General features: G+C 63.3%; 18 protein-coding genes. 11 read left to right on the top strand and 7 right to left on the bottom strand.

Features of this window, described 5'->3' with window-relative positions; genetic code table 11:
• Positions 1 to 4: 4 nt before the first annotated feature.
• The 3 genes from LC343_RS09440 to purM form a co-directional block, all read right to left on the bottom strand.
• Positions 5 to 1303 (bottom strand): flavin-dependent oxidoreductase, encoded by a 1299-nt coding sequence (locus tag LC343_RS09440; protein ID WP_223476875.1) that lies wholly within the window; start codon positions 1301 to 1303, stop codon positions 5 to 7.
• Between the two features lie 87 nt (positions 1304 to 1390).
• On the bottom strand, positions 1391 to 1978 hold the full coding sequence (gene purN, locus LC343_RS09435) for a phosphoribosylglycinamide formyltransferase (RefSeq protein ID WP_223476874.1): 588 nt from the start codon (positions 1976 to 1978) through the stop codon (positions 1391 to 1393).
• Positions 1975 to 3057 (bottom strand): phosphoribosylformylglycinamidine cyclo-ligase, encoded by a 1083-nt coding sequence (gene purM, locus LC343_RS09430; protein WP_223476873.1) that lies wholly within the window; start codon positions 3055 to 3057, stop codon positions 1975 to 1977. Before purM ends, purN begins: the two co-directional genes overlap by 4 nt.
• 169 nt (positions 3058 to 3226) lie before the next feature.
• On the opposite strand from purM, the gene LC343_RS09425 reads away from it, so the two are divergent.
• From LC343_RS09425 to ppx, 5 genes are all read left to right on the top strand, one after another.
• A complete protein-coding gene (locus tag LC343_RS09425) occupies positions 3227 to 3811 on the top strand; it encodes a CDP-alcohol phosphatidyltransferase family protein (RefSeq protein WP_223476872.1) in 585 nt (194 codons plus the stop codon).
• A complete protein-coding gene (locus LC343_RS09420) occupies positions 3808 to 4929 on the top strand; it encodes an AI-2E family transporter (protein ID WP_338018577.1) in 1122 nt (373 codons plus the stop codon). Before LC343_RS09425 ends, LC343_RS09420 begins: the two co-directional genes overlap by 4 nt.
• A 23-nt stretch (positions 4930 to 4952) precedes the next feature.
• Positions 4953 to 5663 carry an HdaA/DnaA family protein gene (locus LC343_RS09415; RefSeq protein WP_223476871.1) on the top strand — a complete coding sequence of 237 codons (711 nt, stop codon included), beginning with the start codon at positions 4953 to 4955 and terminating at the stop codon, positions 5661 to 5663.
• 122 nt (positions 5664 to 5785) lie between these two features.
• Positions 5786 to 7993 (top strand): RNA degradosome polyphosphate kinase, encoded by a 2208-nt coding sequence (locus LC343_RS09410; protein WP_223476870.1) that lies wholly within the window; start codon positions 5786 to 5788, stop codon positions 7991 to 7993.
• A 29-nt stretch (positions 7994 to 8022) separates the two neighbouring features.
• Complete coding sequence (ppx, locus tag LC343_RS09405; protein WP_223476869.1) at positions 8023 to 9543, top strand: exopolyphosphatase; 1521 nt, start codon at positions 8023 to 8025, stop codon at positions 9541 to 9543.
• Between the two features lie 6 nt (positions 9544 to 9549).
• Here the strand turns inward: ppx and rnd are convergent, their stop codons facing one another.
• Positions 9550 to 10704 carry a ribonuclease D gene (gene rnd / locus LC343_RS09400; protein WP_223476868.1) on the bottom strand — a complete coding sequence of 385 codons (1155 nt, stop codon included), beginning with the start codon at positions 10702 to 10704 and terminating at the stop codon, positions 9550 to 9552.
• A gap of 160 nt (positions 10705 to 10864) precedes the next feature.
• Here rnd and aspS point away from each other — a divergent pair, with 160 nt between their 5' ends.
• Both aspS and LC343_RS09390 read left to right on the top strand, forming a co-directional pair.
• Complete coding sequence (gene aspS / locus LC343_RS09395; RefSeq protein WP_223476867.1) at positions 10865 to 12652, top strand: aspartate--tRNA ligase; 1788 nt, start codon at positions 10865 to 10867, stop codon at positions 12650 to 12652.
• A 38-nt stretch (positions 12653 to 12690) separates the two neighbouring features.
• Entirely contained in the window at positions 12691 to 13293 is a 603-nt protein-coding gene (locus LC343_RS09390) for a pyroglutamyl-peptidase I (protein WP_223476866.1), read from the top strand.
• 41 nt (positions 13294 to 13334) lie between these two features.
• Here LC343_RS09390 and LC343_RS09385 read toward each other — a convergent pair whose 3' ends face one another.
• On the bottom strand, positions 13335 to 14516 hold the full coding sequence (locus tag LC343_RS09385; protein WP_223476865.1) for a hypothetical protein: 1182 nt from the start codon (positions 14514 to 14516) through the stop codon (positions 13335 to 13337).
• Positions 14517 to 14652: 136 nt separating this feature from the next.
• Here LC343_RS09385 and LC343_RS09380 point away from each other — a divergent pair, with 136 nt between their 5' ends.
• Complete coding sequence (locus LC343_RS09380; RefSeq protein WP_223476864.1) at positions 14653 to 15243, top strand: MOSC domain-containing protein; 591 nt, start codon at positions 14653 to 14655, stop codon at positions 15241 to 15243.
• Here the strand turns inward: LC343_RS09380 and LC343_RS09375 are convergent.
• On the bottom strand, positions 15234 to 15572 hold the full coding sequence (locus tag LC343_RS09375; RefSeq protein WP_223476863.1) for a DUF2293 domain-containing protein: 339 nt from the start codon (positions 15570 to 15572) through the stop codon (positions 15234 to 15236). The two genes, LC343_RS09380 and LC343_RS09375, sit on opposite strands and share 10 nt — an antisense overlap.
• A 77-nt stretch (positions 15573 to 15649) precedes the next feature.
• Between LC343_RS09375 and LC343_RS09370 the strand changes: the two genes are divergently transcribed.
• Together LC343_RS09370 and metF are read left to right on the top strand one after the other, a co-directional pair.
• On the top strand, positions 15650 to 16669 hold the full coding sequence (locus tag LC343_RS09370) for an ArsR/SmtB family transcription factor (RefSeq protein WP_223476862.1): 1020 nt from the start codon (positions 15650 to 15652) through the stop codon (positions 16667 to 16669).
• Positions 16666 to 17586, top strand: coding sequence for a methylenetetrahydrofolate reductase [NAD(P)H] (gene metF, locus LC343_RS09365; RefSeq protein WP_223476861.1), 921 nt, complete (start codon positions 16666 to 16668; stop codon positions 17584 to 17586). The genes LC343_RS09370 and metF overlap by 4 nt, the downstream gene beginning before the upstream one ends.
• Positions 17587 to 17989: 403 nt before the next feature.
• Here the strand turns inward: metF and LC343_RS09360 are convergent, their stop codons facing one another.
• The gene (locus LC343_RS09360; protein WP_223476860.1) at positions 17990 to 19228 is read right to left on the bottom strand and encodes an amidase; all 1239 of its coding nucleotides are present in this window, start codon (positions 19226 to 19228) and stop codon (positions 17990 to 17992) included.
• Between the two features lie 84 nt (positions 19229 to 19312).
• Here LC343_RS09360 and LC343_RS09355 point away from each other — a divergent pair, with 84 nt between their 5' ends.
• Positions 19313 to 20533: an alanine racemase gene (locus LC343_RS09355; protein WP_223476859.1), complete on the top strand. Its 1221-nt coding sequence runs from the start codon at positions 19313 to 19315 to the stop codon at positions 20531 to 20533.

Below are 20533 nucleotides of genomic sequence, written 5' to 3'. Positions count from 1 at the left end.
GTCTTCAAACCTTCTCGGCCTGCTCGACCGTAGCGCCTTCGGCAATCGTCCGCGGCGAACTGTTCAGCTTCTCGATCGCAAAGCCGGCGGCCGCCTTGTATTTCGCCATGAATTCCGCGCGCTCGTCGGACGGGATCACATCGTCGATATTGTCGAACTCGCCGCCGCAGCGTTCATCGACCATGTTGAGGAGGCCGAAAGGTCCCGCACCGCGATTGCGCAGGATGAGCTCCGAGACAGGCCCGCACAACTGTTCATTATAGGCGGCAAGCGCCTGCGGGGTCACCCCGTGCTCCAGCAGGCAGGTGCCGAGAACCCGCGCATCGATGATCGCCTGGCTCGCGCCGTTGGAGCCGGTCGGATACATCGCATGCGCTGAATCCCCCATCAGCGCGACATTGCCGTCACGCCAGGTGGACACCGGGTCGCGGTCGATCATCGGATTCTCGTAGGCGATATCGGCGCCCCTCAGCAGGGCGGGAACGTCCAGCCAGTCATAGGTCCAGCCCTCGAAATGCTGGATGAAATCGTCGATTTCTACCGGCTTGAACCAACCGGAATTCTTCCAGCCCTCGGAATTGTCCACCGTCACCTCGGCGATCCAGTTGATCGTGGCGAGCCCGGTTTCCGGGTCGGGATGCGAGATCGGATAGATCACCATGCGTTGCTTGTGGGTGCCGAGACCGACAAACGACGACCCCGTGCGGATCGGTTTTGCTTGCGTCGTGCCGCGCCACATGATCGCGCCGCCCCAGTGGATCGGCGGCTGGTCGGGATGCATCTGCGCGCGAATCGCCGAGTGGATACCATCCGCGCCGATCAGCAGCGTACCGGTCTCGCGCGATGTCGAGCCGTCGGCATGGTCGATTGTCGCCGTCACGCTGCCGTCGGCATTGTTCTCATATCCGGATACGCGACATCCCAACCGAACGGCGTCCTTGCCCGCCCGGGCGACGAACGTGTCGTGCAGCATCACGTGAAAGAGGCCGCGATGCACGGCGTATTGCGGCCAGTTGTAGCCGGCAAGCAATCCGCGGGGCTCGGAATAGATGTCGTTCCCGTTCAGCCCGACCAGCGCCCATTCCCGTGCCGGCACGCCGACCTTGTCGAGATCGTCCGGCCCGATGCCGAGATCGTAGAGCTCGCGCACGGCGTTTGGCTGGATGTTGATCCCGACCCCGAGCGGACGCAGTTCACGCACCGATTCGAACACGACGCAGCGCACGCCGATCTGGTTGAGCGTCAACGCGGTCGCAAGGCCGCCAATACCGCCGCCGGCGATCATCACGAGGGGTTGGGGCATTCTCTGTTCCTCCGCAAAGCCCGGCGTTCATAGCAAGAAACCTCGCCAACGCAACGCTAACGGCTACGTAAGGGCGGCTTTGGGCGATTAGTCCTGGATTGAGCGGGCGATCTTTTCCAGCGCCAGCGGATAGATACGGTGCTCTTCGACAAGCACTTTCGCGGCAAGCGTATCCGCCGTGTCGTCCGGCAGGATCGGCACTTCGGCCTGACAGATCACGGGGCCTTCGTCCATTCCAGCCGTGACATGATGCACCGAGCAGCCATGCACGCTGTCGCCCGCCTCGATCGCACGCGCATGGGTGTCGAGCCCCTTGTGCTTCGGCAGCAGGGAAGGGTGGATATTGATGATACGACCGTCCCACGGCTCGAGAAATTCGCCGGTAAGCAGTCGCATGAAGCCGGCGAGGCAGACAATCTCGACGCCGAACTCCTCCAGCGCATCATGGATCGCCTGCTCATGCGCGTGTTTCGAGCCGTAGGATTTGCGTGAAATCGCCCGCGCCGGAATTCCTTCGCCGCGCGCGGTGCCCAGCCCGCCCGCATCCGGATTGTCGGATATCACGAGCACGATCTTGGCGGGGTAGTCCGGCGCTTTCGATGCGCGGATCAGCGCTTCCATGTTGGAGCCGCGGCCGGAGATCAGCACGGCGGTCTTTTTTCGCGTATCGGTCAAAGGTCGAGCGATCCGGTATAGGAAACGCGCGCGCCGTCTTGGCGTGTCATGACGCCGATGCGGGTCACGGTTTCGCCCTCGCGCTCCAGCACCTCGGCCACGGCCTCGCTGTGCTCCGGCGACACGACGGCGATCATCCCGACCCCGCAATTGAAGGTGCGCAGCATCTCGTCGCGCGCAACGCCGCCCTGCGCGGCGAGCCAGGCGAAGACATGCGGCACATGGATCGCGGAAAGGTCAATCTCTGCGGCCATGCCGTCGGGCAGCACGCGCGGAATGTTTTCCGGGAACCCGCCGCCGGTGATATGCGCCAGCGCCTTGATCGCGCCGGTTTCGCGAATGGCTGCCAGAACCGGCTTCACATAGATGCGCGTCGGGTCGAGAAGCGCTTCGCCGAGGGTACGTTCCTTGTCGAACGGCGCAGATGCCCCGTAGGAGAGGCCCGACATCTCGACGATACGCCGCACCAGCGAATAGCCGTTGGAATGGACACCGTCCGAGGCAAGCCCCAGGATCACGTCGCCCTCCGCGATATCGGCCGTCGGCAGGAGCGTGCCGCGTTCCGCCGCGCCGACGGCGAAGCCGGCGAGGTCGTAGTCGCCATCGCCATACATGCCGGGCATTTCCGCCGTCTCGCCGCCGAGCAGCGCGCAGCCCGCCTGCCTGCAGCCTTCGGCGATGCCGGAGACGATGTCAGACCCTTGCTTCACGTCGAGCTTGCCGGTGGCGAAATAGTCGAGGAAGAAAAGCGGCTCCGCACCTTGCACGATCAGGTCGTTGACGCACATTGCGACGAGGTCGATCCCGACCGTGTCGTGGATCTTCGCCTCGATGGCGACTTTCAGTTTGGTGCCGACGCCGTCATTGGCCGCAACCAGCACGGGGTCGGAAAAACCGGCCGCCTTCAGGTCGAACAATCCGCCGAACCCGCCGATCGTCCCGTCGGCGCCGGACCGGCGCGTCGATTTCACCAACGGCTTGATCGCCTCGACCAGCGCGTTGCCGGCATCGATGTCGACGCCCGCATCGGCGTAGGAGAGGCCGTTCTTGCCGTCCGTGTTTTGCGATGAGTCCGACATGGCTGCGCCTGTCCCGCACTAGGTTTCCTGCGCGCTCTATTGCACGGCACAGGCGGTCTTTCCAGTGCCCGGCGGGAGCCTGCCACAGCAATTTCCCGAGCATTGTGAGAAAGGCTTTTGCGCAGGTCGCCGCGCATATCTATATGACAGAAAACAAGACGGGATATCGATGACCACGCGATTCTGGACAATACCAAACGCGATCTCTGTCGCGCGCATGGCGATGATACCCTTCATCGTCCAGGCGGTGCTGCAGGGCGCCTGGATGACGGCATTTGTCCTTTTCGCCATTGCCGGTATCTCCGACGGGGTCGACGGGCTCATCGCGCGTTTTTTCCATCAGGATTCGGCGCTAGGAGCCTATATCGATCCGCTGGCGGACAAGGCGTTGACCATCGCGGTCTTCGCGACTCTTGCCATTGTCGGCATCGTCCCGGTCTGGCTGCTGGTGCTCGTGGTCGCGCGCGATATCGCGATTCTGGCGGGTGCGGGCCTCATGGCGGCGCGCGGAAAGGCGGGCGCGATCCGGCCTCTGCCGATTTCCAAGATCAACACGGCGGTTCTGACCGCCATGGCAGGCTGGCTTCTGGCGGCAAACGCCTTTGAGTGGTCGATTCCGGCTGTAAATTATGGTCTGATCGCGCTTGTCGTCATCCTGATCGCGGTCTCGGCGGCGGCTTACAGTCGCCTTTTGATACGCAGTCTCGGCGGTCGGGAGGCGGGATACGCGGAACAGACGGACAGGCTCACGTGACCAAGCATCTTTCCACCGCCAATCTGAAACGCCAGGCCCTCTTCTGGCTCGGGGCGACCGTTGGTTTTATCCTCTTCGTCTATGTCTTCCGGTCGATCCTGCTGCCGTTCGTGGCCGGCATGGCGCTGGCCTATTTCATGGACCCGGTTGCCGATTTCCTGGAAAGGCGGGGCTTTTCGCGTCTTGCCGCGACGATCGTAATCCTGCTGGGTTTCGTCGTTCTGCTGGTGATCGCGCTCGCGGTGATCGTGCCGATCCTGGTGACGCAGGCCAATGGCCTATTTTCCAATTTGCCGAGCTACATATCGAGTCTGCAGGGGCTGCTTTCGAAAGTCAGCCTCGAAACCGGCTGGCTGGCCAATTATGTCGGCATCAATTCGGAGGACCTCCAGAGCGGCTTCAACGAATTGCTCAAGCAGGGCGCCGGCTTCGTGACGACCGTGTTTCAGGGCATCTGGTCATCCGGCAAGGCGGTCATCGATGTCGCCGGCCTGCTGATCGTGACGCCGGTCGTCGCCTTCTACATGCTGCTCGACTGGGACCGGATGATCGCGAAAGTCGATGGCTGGGTGCCGCGCGATCATATCGACAGCGTTCGCCGCCTCGGTCGCGATATCAACAAGACGATTGCCGGCTTCGTGCGGGGGCAGGGCACGGTCTGCCTGATCCTCGGCCTGTTCTACGCGATCGGACTGACCATCACCGGCCTGAACTTCGGGCTTCTGATTGGCCTGTTCGCCGGACTGATCAGCTTCATTCCCTATGTCGGGTCGCTCGTCGGCCTCGTTCTGTCCATCGGTGTCGCCCTCGTTCAGTTCTGGCCGGACTGGATCATGGTTGTCGCCGTCGCTGCCGTCTTCTTCGTCGGACAGGCGATCGAGGGCAATATTCTCCAGCCCAAGCTGGTTGGCGACAGCGTCGGCCTGCACCCCGTCTGGCTGATGTTTGCGCTGTTCGCCTTCGGCGCGCTGTTCGGTTTCACGGGGCTGTTGATCGCCGTTCCCGCAGCGGCCGCGATCGGCGTTCTGGTGCGTTTCGCACTGGAGAAATATCTGGACTCGGACCTCTATGTCGGCGATTCGGAGCCCGCCGAGCGGGTGACGCCGGCCGATGAGTAATGCTGGGCCGCGATGAACGGCCAATGCCCGATGCAATGACGGACAAAGACGCCCAACTCCTTTTCGATCTCGGCCTGTCCGGCTCGATGGCGCGCGACGACCTGATCGTCACGCGCGCCAATCGCGCGGCGGTCTTGCTGGTCGAGGGCTGGCCGAACTGGCCCGGTCCGTTCGTTGTCGTCGCCGGTCCGCCCGGTTCGGGCAAGACGCATCTGGCGACGATCTGGCGCGAAATGGCGGGTGCTCATGAGGCCGACCCGGCATGTCTGACGTCGGCCGACCTCGACGCGGCGCAGGACGGCTTGCCGGTTCTGCTCGACGGTATCGAGCCGGAGACATTCGACGAGGACGCGCTGTTTCACCTGATGAACGCCGTGCGCGCCAATGGCGGCAGCCTGTTGATGACGTCGGCGCACTGGCCGGGTGCATGGCGCATCCGGACGCCGGATCTTCGCTCGCGAATTCAGGCCGCCACGACGGTCGAGATCGCCGAACCCGACGACGAACTGCTGACCGGCGTGATGACCAAGCTCTTCGCCGACCGGCAGATTGCGGTCGATCCGTCCGTGATCCGTTTTCTGGCCAGCCGCATCGAGCGATCCCTCGCCAGCGCGAGGCGTATCGTGGACCGGCTGGACAAGGCGTCATTGGCCCGCAAGGCGCGGATCACGCGGTCATTCGCCGCCGCTTTCGTCCGCGAGGACGATGTTAACCAGGGCGAGTTCGGATTCTAGGCGCTTCGGTCGCTTTGTTGTACGCTCCGCATGCTCGACTGTGTCACGGTTCCGTGGCATTTCGGGCGTAAGTGGCGCACCGAACTGCCACAACCGCACGAACCAGGATCCTTGGACGCAATATGACCGACACGCTTCACACGATCGGCACGCAGCTGCAGCCGGAAACGCCGGAGTCTGGCGAGCCGATCGCGACGAGGAATGATGCGTCCCGCTTCGTGAACCGCGAATTTTCCTGGCTGCAGTTCAACTGGCGCGTGCTCGACGAGGCCCGCAACGCCAACCAGCCGCTTCTGGAGCGTCTGCGCTTCCTGTCGATTTCGGCCGACAATCTGGACGAGTTCTTCATGGTGCGCGTCGCCGGTCTTGCCGGTCAGGTGCGTGAAGGCATCGTGGAGCGGTCTTCCGACGGCCTGACGCCGCAGGAACAACTCGAGGCGATTTTCGACGAGGCCGGTCGCTTGCAGACCGAACAGCAGATCGTTCTCGCCGAGCTTCAGGAGGAACTCGAGGCGCAGGGCATCGCCATCGTGCGCAGCGAACAGCTCGAAAAGGACGATCTCATCTGGCTGGAGGAGCACTTCCTGCAGACCATTTTCCCGGTGCTGACGCCGCTCTCGATCGATCCGGCGCACCCGTTCCCCTTCATTCCCAATCTTGGTTTCTCGATCGCGCTGGAACTGGTCAATCGCCAGAACCGGCAGCAGATGAACGCCCTGTTGCGCTTCCCGGTCGCGCTCGACCGCTTTGTCTCCATTCCGACCGAGGGCTCGCGCTTTCGCTTCATCAGCCTGGAAGAGATCATCGGGCTGCATATCGCCACGCTCTATCCGGGCTACGAGGTCAAGGGGAAGGGCACCTTCCGCATCATTCGCGACAGCGATATCGAGGTCGAGGAAGAAGCCGAGGACCTCGTGCGCCTGTTCGAGACCGCGCTGAAGCGCCGCCGCCGGGGGCAGGTGATCCGCATCGAGTTCGATCACGAGATGCCGCAAGGCCTTCGCGAATTCGTCGCCCATGAACTTGAGGTCCCGGAAACCCGCGTCAGCGTGCAGCCGGGTTTCCTTGCGCTGAACACGGTGTCGGAGATCGTCGGCGTCGATCGCGACGATCTCAAATTCGCACCGTATTCGGCCCGGTTTCCCGAGCGGATCCGCGATCACAATGGCGATTGCTTCGCGGCGATTCGCGAGAAGGACATCATTGTCCACCATCCCTACGAGTCCTTCGACGTCGTGGTGCAGTTCCTCCGTCAGGCAGCGCAGGACCCGGCCGTGCTCGCGGTCAAGCAGACGCTCTACCGCACCTCAAAGGACAGCCCGATCATCCGCGCGCTCATCGATGCGGCGGAGGCCGGCAAGTCGGTCACCGCGCTGATCGAGCTGAAGGCACGCTTCGACGAGGAAGCGAATATCCGCTGGGCACGCGATCTGGAACGCGCGGGCGTTCAGGTCGTCTACGGCTTCTTCGAAATGAAGACCCACGCCAAGATGTCGCTGGTCGTGCGCCGCGAGGATGGCAAGCTGCGCAACTATGTCCATCTGGGCACCGGCAACTACCACCCGATCACAGCCAAGATTTATACCGACCTGTCCTACTTCACCTGCGATCCGGTCATCGCCCGTGACGTTGCATATGTCTTCAATTTCATCACCGGCTATTCCGATCCGGGCTCTGACCTGAAGCTGGCGGTCTCGCCGCGTTTCATGCGCCAGCGCATTCTCAAGCACATCGCCGACGAGATCGAGCACGCCAAGGCCGGCCGGCCGGCCGAGATCTGGTTCAAGATGAACGCGCTGGTCGATGCAAAAATTATCGACGCGCTTTATGACGCAAGCGCGGCGGGCGTTCAGATCGACATGGTCGTGCGCGGCATTTGCTGCCTGCGCCCGCAGGTGCCGGGTCTTTCGGAGAACATCCGCGTCAAATCGATCGTCGGGCGCTTCCTCGAGCACAGCCGCATCTATTGTTTCGGCAATGGACACGGCCTGCCGTCGGATGACGCGATCGTCTATATCGGCTCCGCCGACCTGATGCCGCGCAATCTGGACCGCCGCGTCGAAACGCTGGTTCCGCTGGAAAATCCAACGGTGCGCGAGCAGGTGCTCGGCCAGATCATGCTCGCCAACCTCCTCGACAACCAGCAGAGCTTCGAACTGCTGCCGGACGGCAATTCGCGCCGCATGATTCCGTCGAAGAACGAGCAATCTTTCGACGCCCAGCAATATTTCATGACCAATCCGAGCCTCTCCGGCCGCGGAAAGTCGTTGAAATCTTCGGCGCCCCGTTTGATCGCGCATAAAAAACGGGCAGAAAAGAACTCGACCTGAGACCCGCGATTCGGTTGTGGACCTGAATTTTGATTGAAACCGAAGACGCCCAGGGACGCCTGCGTAACAGGCATCCGATCGCTGTCATCGACATCGGATCGAATTCGATTCGTCTGGTGATCTACGAGGGGCTCGTGCGCGCGCCCTCCGTCCTCTTCAACGAAAAAGTCCAGTGCGGCCTCGGTCGCGGTATCGCCGAAACCGGCAACATGGACCCGCGCGCGGTCACCGACGCGTTGGCGGCGTTGCGCCGGTTCCGCGCACTTGCCGACCAGGCGCGCGTGGAGCGGCTGATGATCCTCGCGACGGCCGCCGCTCGCGAGGCCGGCAACGGCGCAGCCTTCATCGAGGAGGCCGAAAGCATCCTTCGCCAGGAGATCACCGTGCTGAGCGGCCGCGAGGAGGCTCTCTATTCAGCCTACGGCATCCAGTCCGCTTTTCGTGACATCGACGGCATCATGGGCGATCTCGGCGGCGGCAGCCTCGAAGTGGTCGAAATGCAGGGCAAGCATATCGGCGACGGCATGACGATGCCCATCGGCGTGATCCGCCTCTCCGAACGTGCTGCCGGCGACTACGAAAAAGCCGTGTTGATCGCGCGCGAAGACCTGAAAAAGGCGGCCTTCCTCAAGGACGGAAGCGGCCGCAATTTCTACGCGATCGGCGGCACATGGCGAAACCTCGCCAAGTTGCACATGGCCTCGAAGAAATACCCGCTATACGTGACGCATCATTACGAGATGGATGCGGCGAAGGCGACGGGCTTCCTCAAGAAGGTCGGCCGCAACAATGTCGAGAAGCTTCCGGGCATCGAAGACGTTTCGCGCTCGCGGCGCGCCTTGTTGCCCTATGGCGCCATCGTGCTCGCCGAACTGATCCGCGCCATGAAGCCGGCGAAGGTCATCTTCTCCTCGGCCGGCGTCCGCGAGGGCTATCTTTACAGCCTTCTCGACGAGCATCAGCGCAACCGCGATTCCCTCATCGAGGCGGCGGAGGAGCTGTCGATTCTGCGCTCGCGCTCGCCGCGCCATGCCCGCGAATTGGCGGACTGGACCGGAAAGGCGTTCAAGGCCTTCGGCATCGACGAGACCGAGGACGAGCGTCGCTATCGCGAGGCCGCATGCCGGCTGGCGGACATCTCCTGGCGCGCCCATCCAGACTATCGCGGCGATCAGGCGCTCAACGTGATCGCCCACGGATCCTTCACCCAGATCGACCATCCAGGCCGCGCCTATATCGCGCTCGCCAACTATTTCCGCCATGACGGGTTGAAATCGGGCACGCTGGCGCCGGAAATCCGCTTGATCACCAGTGATCGCATCTGGGAGCGCAGCCGCTATCTCGGCGCGTTCTTCCGCGTCGCCTACCTGTTCACGGCGGCGATGCCCGGGGTCATTGGCGATGTCACCTGGCGCGAGAAACCGGACGGCTCCATGGAGCTCGTCCTGCCGCGCCGTTTGGCGGAACTGCACGGCGCACGGCCACTCGGGCGCGTCAACCAACTCGCCAAGACGATCGGCCGGGAGATATCGCTCGTCGTCGACGTCTGACGCCGGTCAGCCGACGTCGAGAATGGAAAGCTTGCGTTCCTGAAAGCAGATGGCCAGTTCGCCGCGCACCGTACGCAGCGCCTTGTCGCCGAACACTTCCCGTCGCCAGCCCTTTAGCGCCCCGACATCGGCATCCTCGCCATGAATGGCGATCTTCTCCAGATCGTCGGTCGTGGCGATGATCTTCTGGGCGACGCCTTGTTCCTCCGCGGTGAGCTTCAGGACCACGCGCAGGAGATCGACAGCGGCGCTCGTGCCTTCGGGTGACGCCGGCGGACGCGGGATAGGCGGCAGGTCCTGCTTGTCCATCGCCAGCGCGTCCATCACGGCCTCGATCAGCGGTGCGGCGAGGGAAGAGCGCTCTATGCCCTTGTTGAGCGATCGCAACCTGGCCAGCGCCTCCGGCGACTGCGGCTGCTGCTGCGCGATCTCGTAGACGGCGTCGTCCTTGAGTACGCGCCGGCGCGGCTGGTTGCGGTTGCGCGCCTCGGTCTCGCGCCAGGCGGCGACATTCTTGAGAATCTGCAACTCGACGGGCTTGCGCACGCGCAGCTTGAGACGCTGCCACGCGTCCTCCGGCTGCAGGTCGTAGGTCTCCGGCGCGGTCAGAACGCCCATCTCCTCGGCGACCCAGTGCTCGCGGTTTTCCGTCTTCAACTGCTCCGAAAGATGCTCGTAGACGTCCCGCAGGTGCGTCACATCGGCCAGCGCGTAGGAAAGCTGCCGCTCGCTCAGCGGCCTCTGCCGCCAATCGGTGAAGCGCGACGACTTGTCGATATGCGCGCCGCTGATGCGCTTGACGAGCTGGTCATAGGCGATCGCGTCGCCGAATCCGCAAACCATCGCGGCAACCTGCGTATCGAAGATCGGCTCCGGCACCGCTCCGGCGAGATTGAAGAATATCTCGATATCCTGGCGCGCGGCATGGAACACCTTCAGCACGTTGCGGTCGGCCATCAGGGCAAACAGCGGCGCGAGGTCTATCCCCTTGGCCAGCGGGTCGATCAGAACGGCTTCGTCGGCGCTGGCCACCTGGACCAGGCAAAGCACCGGCCAGAACGTGGTTTCGCGGATGAATTCCGTATCGACGGTGATATAGGGGTGATCGGCGAGGCGCGCGCAGGTGGCGGCGAGTTCTTCCGTTGTTTCTATGGTCTTCATGGCCACGGTCTTTAGCTCCGACGCCCTTGTTTGTCGATTGCTTGTTCAGCACTGGGGCTTGCCTTGACAAATCGTGCCGCCCATGCGCTTTTCCGCGCGATTTCCCGCACACCAGGAACTTCGGCGCGCAACCGCGTCGAGCTGACAAAGGCAGAATTCAATGCATCGTTATCGTAGCCATACGTGTGGAGCCCTCCGCAAGGCCGACGCAGGGTCGACCGTGCGCATTTCCGGCTGGGTCCATCGCGTGCGCGACCACGGCGGCGTCCTCTTCATCGACCTGCGCGACCACTACGGCGTGACCCAGGTTGTCGCCGATCCGGATTCCTCCTGTTTCTCCACGGCCGAGAAAGTCCGTGGCGAGTGGGTCATCCGCGTCGACGGCGAGGTCAAGCCGCGGACCGACGAGACGGTGAACCCGAACCTCCCGACTGGCGCGATCGAGATCTTCGCCCGCGAGATGGAAATTCTCTCGGAAGCGGCCGAATTGCCGCTGCCCGTGTTCGGCGAGCCGGACTATCCGGAAGACATCCGCCTGAAATATCGCTTTCTCGATCTGCGCCGCGAGACGCTGCACAAGAATCTCGTCACCCGCACGAAGGTGATCTCCTCCATGCGCAACCGCATGAACGAGGCCGGCTTCACCGAGTTCCAGACGCCGATCCTCACCGCGTCCTCTCCGGAAGGCGCGCGCGACTTCCTCGTGCCGTCGCGTATCCATCCGGGCGAATTCTACGCGCTGCCGCAGGCGCCGCAGCAATACAAGCAGTTGCTGATGGTCTCCGGCTTCGACCGCTACTTCCAGATCGCGCCCTGCTTCCGTGACGAAGACCCGCGCGCCGATCGCCTGCCGGGCGAGTTCTACCAGCTCGACCTCGAAATGAGTTTCGTCGAGCAGGATGACGTGTTCGACGCGATGGAACCGGTCGTGCGCGGCGTCTTCGAGGAATTCGCCGAGGGCAAGCCGGTAACCGGCGAGTTCCCGCGCATTCCCTATGACGAGGCGATCCTGAAATACGGCACCGACAAGCCGGACCTGCGCAACCCGATCGTCATGGAAGACGTCTCGGAGCATTTCCGCGGCTCCGGCTTCAAGGTCTTCGCCAACATCCTCGCCAACGACCCGCGCGGCGCCGTCTGGGCGGTTCCCGCGCCGACGGGCGGTTCGCGCGCATTCTGCGACCGGATGAACTCCTGGGCGCAGGGGCAGGGCCAGCCGGGCCTCGGCTACATCTTCTGGCGTGAGGAGAACGGCAAGGTCGAGGGCGCGGGTCCGATCGCCAAGAATATCGGCGAGGAACGCACCGAGGCGATCCGCCTGCAGCTTGGCCTGAAGCCGGGCGACGCCTGCTTCTTCGCCGCCGGCGATCCGAAGAAATTCGCCGGTTTTGCCGGTGATGCGCGCACCCGCGCCGGTGAGGAACTCGATCTCATCGACCGCGACCGCTTCGAACTTGCCTGGATCGTCGACTTCCCGTTCTACGAGTGGGACGAAGAGGAAAAGAAGGTCGATTTCGGCCACAACCCCTTCACCATGCCGCGCGGCGGCCTCGGCGCTCTGGAAAACGAAGACCCGCTCAACATCAAGGCGTGGCAGTACGACCTCGTCTGCAACGGCTTCGAGATTGCGTCCGGCGGCATCCGAAATCACCTGCCGGAGGTGATGGTCAAGGCGTTCGGCATCGTCGGGCTCGACGCGGAAGTGGTCGAGGAGCGCTTCGGCGGTCTTTACCGGGCGTTCCACTATGGCGCGCCGCCGCATGGCGGTATGGCTGCCGGCGTGGACCGTATCGTCATGCTGCTGGTCGGCGCGAAGAACCTGCGCGAGGTCACGCTGTTCCCGATGAACCAGCAGGCCGAAGACCTTCTGATGGGCGCGCCCGCACCGGCGTCGCCGGCACAGATGCGCGAACTGCATCTGCGCGCTGTCCCGCCCGTCAAGGATTGAGCGGCAGGCTCCTAAACGAAAGAGGAGGCGGCTGAGTGATGACGATCCGCCTCCTTGTCACCGGCTTCACGCCCTTTCCGGGCGCGCCGGAAAATCCGACCGAGCATCTGATCCGCGCTTTCGAGGCCGAGCCGCCGCTGGCCGGTCGGAAGGTCGAGTGCCGTTTCGCGGTTCTGCCTGTCGATTACAGCCGTGCAATTCCCGCACTCGAAGAAGCCGGCAACGGCTTCCGCCCTGACATTGCGATCCATTTCGGCCTCGCGAGGCAAACCGAAGGTTTCCGGCTGGAGCGCCTGGCGCGCAACGCGATTGCATCGCCGCAGCCGGACAATGCCGGCACGCGTCCCGATCCATCGCCGATATTGCCCGGAGCCGACCATGTCGAATCGACATTGCCGCTCTCACGCATCGCACAGGCGCTCGAGGGGCAGGGCCATATCGTCTCGTGGTCGGACGATGCCGGCGGCTATCTCTGCAACTATGTCTTCTATCATTCAGCCGCCGGGCTGTGCCGGGCGGTGGACGCGCGCATGAGCGGCTTCATCCATGTCGGCGAAGTGCCGCCGGAGAACTTCAGGTTTTTTCGCCAGGGTGCTGAATTGATTCTGGAAACCTGTGTCGAGGAACTGACGAACGGCTGAGCCCGGCGGAAGCGCCCGCCGGGCCTCGATTGCCGATCGCTCTATTCGTTCGCCGAGACCGTGACGCCGAGGACGCCGATCACCGACTGCGGCGCCGTCATCGCAGCAGCCATGATTTGCGCCACGGGAACCGGGTTTGCCGGGCTCGCGGCGATCTTCAGCGTGCCGGGATTGTCGAGAAAGGCGCCGACGGCGGCCGAAACCTTGGCGGCGAATTCCGGATTCTTCAGCTGTGCCAGCGCGAAGGGCAGGGTGCCCTTGGCCTGTGCGATGATGTTCGCGCGGTTCGTGCCCTGCTGCTTGGCCACGAAATCGAGTGCGCGTCCGGTCACGGAATCATCGACCAGTTCGATCGAGATATTTCCGATCTGCAACTGCTGCATCAGGCCGAGCATCGCGAGCCCGACGGCTTCGTCGCTCTGGTCCTTCATCTGTGCGTTCATCTCTTGCAGGGCTGCGACGAGTTCCGGCGTGTAGCCGCCGACCGCGACGTCCATGTTCAGTGTTGCGGCTTCGTCGATCACGATGGACTGGACCATCGAAGCATCGCCGGTGGAGGTGTCCCACATTCCTTCGCCGGTGACCCGGCCCGTCAGTGTGCCGTAACCGAGTTCTGTCATCGCCGTGCGGGTCTTCGGATCGTCGATCTGGTTGAAGTCGACCGTGAAATCTTTCACGTCGACGTCGTATTCCATCGTGCCGCCCGGCTTGTATTCGCTCATGGTGGCGGTCATGCCGTCCAGCGTGAAGATCGGCGCACTGCCCTTGGCGACCGCGATCCCGCCGATCGTGACGCCCCTGTAAACCCCGGCCTTGGCGATCGGGTCGGTTTCTTCGGGCCCGGCCACGTAGTAGCCCTCGACCGTCGCGCCCTCGAAGGCGAGCGTGTAGCCGTCGTTCTCGCTGGTGAAGGCGGGCGCGGCGATCCGGCCGATCACATAGGCGCCGTTATCGGCTTCCGCGACATCCTCGAGCAGGATCATGTCGATCTTAAAGGCCTGTTCGCCGCTCGGCGCATTGACCGAGACCCCGGAGAGCACGATGTCGTCTCCGCCGCGCAGTTCGACCGATTCCGCGGCAAGTTGCGCGCCCTGCAGGGCCATCTGCCGCTTCAGGCCGTCGAACACCGCATCGGCGTTGACATCGGCGAGAGCCTGCGGTGCGAGCGCGAACAATACGGTCGACGCGACCGACAACGAGGCGAGAGTGCGATAAACGGTCATGAAAATCCTCTTTCAAAATAACAAGCGGAGCTTTTCTACGCTGTCGTTGGGGGCCTTAGTGTGACAAACAGCACATTGAGCGAAATATGGGACGCCGCCGCAATCACGGCCAGCCCGTAAACAGGAATCGATTGTCATGAATCTTCCCGAGATTGTTCCCTCCCGCAAGGTTTCCGCGGTGGTGGAAGGTCTTTTTGTCGCGAACGGAGACGATTTCGTCACCGCGCCGGTCGGCGAACTGGAACTCGCCTATGAGGGCATTCCGGGCGATTTTCATGCGGGCCTGACCCGAAAGTCCGGCAGCCGCGAACCCTGGTACCCGCGCGGCACCGAGATGCGCAACGAGCGGCAATTGACGCTCCTGTCGCGCGATGAACTGGCCGAGGCCGCCGCCGAGATGGAGATCGAGGCGATCGAACCGGAATGGATCGGCGGCAATATCACGCTTTCGGGTATTCCGATGCTTTCCATGCTGCCGGCGGCGACGCTGCTGTTCTTCGAGGGCGGCGTGACGCTCAAGGTCGATTTCCAGAACGGGCCCTGCAAGATCGCAGGTGCCTCGATCGCCCGCAACATCGGCCGGCCGGACGATGTCGGGCTCGCGCTCTCTTTTGTCCCGGCGGCCAAGCGCCGCCGTGGCTTGCTGGCCTGGGTTGAGAAACCCGGAACGATCGCCGTGGGAGAGAAGGTCCAGGCCCGTTTGCCCGAGCAGTGGATCTATTCCTGATCCTCGACCGGGTCGGGCAGACCCGCCTCCGTTTCGCTTCCATCCAGTAACCGCGTTGCCTGCCAGCCGGTGAGAACCTCGTTGATGTCGTCGAGCACGAAATGGCGCGCCGCGCCGCGGTCGTAGCCGTCGTCCATCAGTTCGTCATAGTCGGTGTGGAGGTGGCGGATATGCGCGACCAGCGACAGCCAGACAGCGACCGGAACGGGCAGGGACCGCAGATGGCGCTGGTTGGACAGTTTCTTGACATCCTCGGCCTCGTTGAACGGGATCATCGGCACGAGCCGCCTGAGCGCCTTGGTTATTTCCGCCTGCCTTTTCGTTGTCATCGCATTATCGCCCGTGAGGACCTTGCAACCGGTCGAAAAATGACATAAACATATCTTTATATCTTTACGGAGAGCGCATGAGCACGTCTGGTTTCCATCTCGATACGATCGTCGATGTCCTCAAGACAATAGCCGAGCCGACGCGGCTGCGTATCCTGAAATTGCTGTCGGAAGCCGACCTGACCGTCTCCGAGCTGACGAAGATTCTCGGCCAGTCGCAGCCGCGCGTTTCGCGCCATCTCAAGCTGATGCTCGACGCGCGCCTCATCAGCCGGCAGCAGGAGGGGTCCTGGGCGCTGTTCAGGCTGAGCCGCGATGCGGCCGCCGATGTTCTGGTGCAGGAACTCCTCACTCGCATCGACGACGCCGACGTGACCATTCGCCGGGACGCCGAACGGCTGGAGGAGGTCAAGGTCAGCCGTCGCGAGAAGGCATCCAGCTACTTCTCCAAGAACGCCGCGAGCTGGGACGAAATCCGCTCCCATCACGTCGCCGACAAGCAGGTCGAAGAGGCCCTGGTTTCCCTGATCGGCGACAAGCCGGTCCGCTACATGCTCGATCTCGGCACAGGGACGGGGCGTCTGCTCGAACTGTTCTCCGATCTTTATCAATACGGCATCGGCATCGATTCAAACCGCGACATGCTCAATGTCGCCCGCGCCAATCTCGACGCGGCCGGCGTCCGCAACGCCGAGGTTCGCCTCGGTGACGTCTACAATCTGCCGGTGGCGCACAACGGCTTCGACCTCGTCACCATCCATCAGGTCCTGCACTATCTCGACGACCCGGTCGCGGCGATACGCCAGGCGGCGAGGGCGCTGCGCCCTGGTGGCCGGCTGGTCATCGTCGATTTCGCCCCGCACGGGCTGGATTTCCTGCGCGACGACCATGCCCACCAGCGTCTCGGCTTCTCGGATACGGATATCGAGACCTGGTTCGGACAGGCCGAACTGGAAGTCGGGCCGTCGAAATCCCTGGCTGCCGGCAAGGTCGATCCCGAGAAACTGACCGTGAAGATCTGGGTCGCCCGCGACCCGCGCACGGAAATAGCCGACGAAAACGAGTCAACCCAATCGCCCCTGGAGTTTGTGGCATGAGGAATTCAGTCAAACGCGTTGCCGACGGTCACGGGACCGCTCCGGACATCAGAGTTTCCTTCGAGTTCTTTCCGCCGAAGAACGCGAAAATGGAGGAGACGCTCGCCGACACGATCAACCGTCTGAGCCCGCTCGATCCGGATTTCGTGTCCGTCACCTACGGGGCAGGCGGCTCGACGCGCGACACCAGCCGCAAGACGCTCGAAGCCGTCATCGCGACCGGCAGCACGCCCGCCGCGGCACACATTACCTGCGTCGACGCCACGCGTGACGAGGTCGATGCGGTGGTGCGCGACTTCGCTTCGCTGGGCATTCGCCGCTTCGTGGCGCTGCGGGGCGATCCGGCCGGCGGTGTCGGCACGCAGTACCGGCCGCATCCGGAGGGCTACCAGAACGCCGCGCATCTCGTCGCCGGTATCAAGGCCTTCGGCGATTTCGACATTTCTGTCGCCGCCTATCCGGAACGCCATCCCGAAAGCCCGGATTTCGCCACCGATCTCGACATGCTGAAGCGCAAGGTCGACAATGGCGCGACGCGTGCGATCACGCAGTTCTTCTTCGATAACGACACCTATGAGCGGTATGTCGAGCGGGTGCGTCGTGCCGGTATCTACGTGCCGATCGTGCCGGGCATCGCGCCAATCCACAGTTTCGCCGCCGTGCGCAATTTCGCGTCCAAATGCGGGACGACCGTACCCGCATGGCTTGCCGACCGCTTCGACGGGCTCGAAAACGACCCCCACACCCATGCGCTCGTCGCCTCCGCGGTCGCGGCCGAACAGGTGTTCGACCTCGTCGACCGGGGCGTCAAGGATTTCCATTTCTACACGATGAACCGGCCGGACCTGGTTTTCGCCGTGTGCCGGTTGCTCGGCATTCGCGGCCACACCGACGCGCGCGAACTGCACGCTGCCTGATTACAGGCGGCCTGAGAGCCTTGTGTCAGCCCGGACTCGCCCCTTGGGCGGGCCCGGGCTTTCTGGTTTTCAGGGGGCGGCTCTACTGCCGTGACAGAGCCCGCTCAGGGCAGGACTCCGAAGACAAGGGCGCCAAGAAATACGAACGCTGCGCAGACCATCATGAAGTTGATCGAACGTGTCAGTCCCATAGCAAGCCTCCTTGCTTAACAGCTCTGAATCTAGGGACATCATACGAAGGTACAAGCGGAAACGATGCTGCGCTGCGAAATCCGTTGACTCATTTTGCGAGCCATCGCCGCCAACTCCGCGCTGGAATTGCACTTTTGATCACCAGTGAATAACCGAAAAAAATTCATCCACAGACGTATGGACAGCCCCGAATCGGGGATTGTGTCCGAAATCAGGCAGCGATTGCGCGCTCGATCCAGTGCGCGGCGCCAAGCAGCAGCCTGTCGCGTCCGAACCGCCCCACCGCCTGGACGCCGAGCGGCATGCCTGCCGGATCCGCAAGACCCGGAATGTTGACGCAGGGATTGCCGTTCAGTGTCCACACCTTGTTGAACAGCGCCGAGCCCGTCTGGCCCCGATCGCGCGGTGCGGCGCCGGGCGCCGAGGGAAGCAGCAGGATGTCGATATCGTCGAACAGGGCTGTGGCCGCCTTGCGCGAGTGCCGCGCCTCTCGTCGGGCCTCGTCATAGATTTCCGGCGTGAAGTCGCGGCCTTCCAGCAGCGCTTCCCGCAAGATCGGGCTTAAGGCGGCTTCATGGAACGCCAGTTCGTGGGTCATCGATGTCGCGCCCTCGAACCCCTGGACGATGGCATGGACGTCGCGTCCGCGCCGGATTTCCTCCGGTTCATCGATTTCGGTCAACCGCGCGCCTGCCTTCGCGGCGGCTTCGGCCGCCTGTTCCACGGCTGAACGCATGTCGGGAGAGGCGTCTTCGTCGATGGAACTGCGATAGAGCCCGATTCGCGGCGCTTCGCCGATATCGGCGGCTGCCAGGTCTCGGCCCGACAGCAGCGCAGCGAAGGTCGCCACATCCTTCACGCTTGCCGCGAAGAACCCGGTCGTGTCCATCGTCCACGAAAACGTCTTCATGCCGACGGTCGGAAACAGCCGGAAACTCGGCTTGTAGCCGGCGACGCCGCAAAACGAGGCGGGCCGGACCACTGATCCGCCGGTCTGCGTACCGATGGCGGCCGGTATCATGCCCGCCGCGACCGCGGCTGCTGAACCGGAGGACGATCCGCCCGGCGTGTGCGCGGGATCGTGCGGATTGAGCGTGCGCGCCGGATTGAGAAACGCAAATTCCGTCGTCACGGTCTTCCCGGCCACATACGCGCCGCGCGCCCGCGCCATGGCGACGATCGCCGCGTCCGCGCGCGGCCGGAAACCGTCATAGATCGGTGAGCCATAGCCGGTTGGCATATCGTGACTGTCGAAAATGTCCTTCACGCCGACGGCGATGCCGGCAAGCGGGCCATCCTTGCCGGCAGACACATCCTCCGCCGGCTGGGCCTCGAATGCGCCGATCTCGCTATCTTTTTCCGCGATCAGCGCCCGACTGCGCGCGACTGCATCCTGCGCCGTGTCGCGGCCTGCGGCGATGTCTTCGAGAATTTTTGTGACGGACAGCATGCTGCGCTCCCCCTTTGCGCATGAAACCGAACTCTGCTCTAACCACATCTCACCGCCCGGCGAAAGAAACGGAGAGTTCTTTTCATGCAACGGTTTTCGACGGCGCGTGACGCGGCCCTCAAGCTCAGGCCCGACGTGCCGGTCTATTGTTTTCGCCCGCATGTGCTGCGCGAGGATGCCCGCGCCTTCAAGGCGTCATTCCCTGGCACGACGGCCTATGCCGTCAAGACCAACGGCGAACCGTTGGTGATCCGCACGCTGGTGGAGGCCGGCATCGATGTCTTCGACGTCGCGTCTCCGGCCGAATTCGCGGCGGTCCGCGACATCGCGCCCGACGCCGAGCTTCTCTACATGCATCCCGTCAAGGCGCAGTCGGATATCCGACTGGCCCTGGAGCACTACGGCATCCGCGTTCTCGTGGTCGATCACGAGGACGAGGTCGCGAAGATCCTCCGGATCGCCCGCGCGCTCGATATCGATCATACGACCATGACTGTGTTCGTGCGCCTCGCAACGAAGGGGCACGCCGCCTATGAGCTGTCGAAGAAATTCGGCGCCGCCCCAGGCCATGCCGTCGAACTGCTGCAGCGCCTGCATGGCATCGGCTTCCGGACCGGCCTGTGCTTCCATGTCGGAAGCCAGGTGGAGGATCCGAAGACCTATGAGCGCGCGCTGTCATCCGCCGATTGGGTGCGGAACAGGGCAGGTGTCCCGCTTGCCGGTCTCGATGTCGGCGGCGGCTTTCCCGCCGCCTATCGCCACGATCCGAAGAGCAGGGCGCCCGCGCCACCGCCGCTGGAAACGCTGATGGAGGATTTACGCGCGTCCATCGCCGAGTGGGAATTCGACGACATGCCCCTCGTTGCGGAGCCGGGACGCGTGATCGTCGCACGCGCCTTCTCGCTGATCGTGCGCGTCCTGCTGCGAAAAGGCCGGCGGCTCTACATCAATGACGGCATCTGGGCGTCGCTGTCCGATTCATGGACGGGCAAGATCACCTTGCCGGCGCGCTTCATCCCCGATCCGAACATCCGCCGCCGCAACGGCGATGCGTCGAAGATCGTGCCGTTCAAGGTCTGCGGTGCGACCTGCGATTCGGTCGATATCCTGACGCGCCCGTTCTACCTGCCGGAAACGGTGGACACGGGCGACTGGATCGAAATCGGCCATATCGGCGCATATTCCATGGCGCTTCGAACCCGCTTCAACGGGTTCTATCCCGACACCTTCGTCGAAATCGACGAGCCGTTCGATGCGGGCGATGCGCCGGAAAGCTACGCCAGCCTCGAAACGATGGCGGACTGA

Origin of the sequence: Oricola indica, from assembly GCF_019966595.1 — a bacterium.
Lineage (GTDB): Bacteria > Pseudomonadota > Alphaproteobacteria > Rhizobiales > Rhizobiaceae > Oricola > Oricola indica.
The sequence above is the reverse complement of the archived record's forward strand: the minus strand, read 5'-3'. Positions and strand labels throughout refer to the sequence as shown.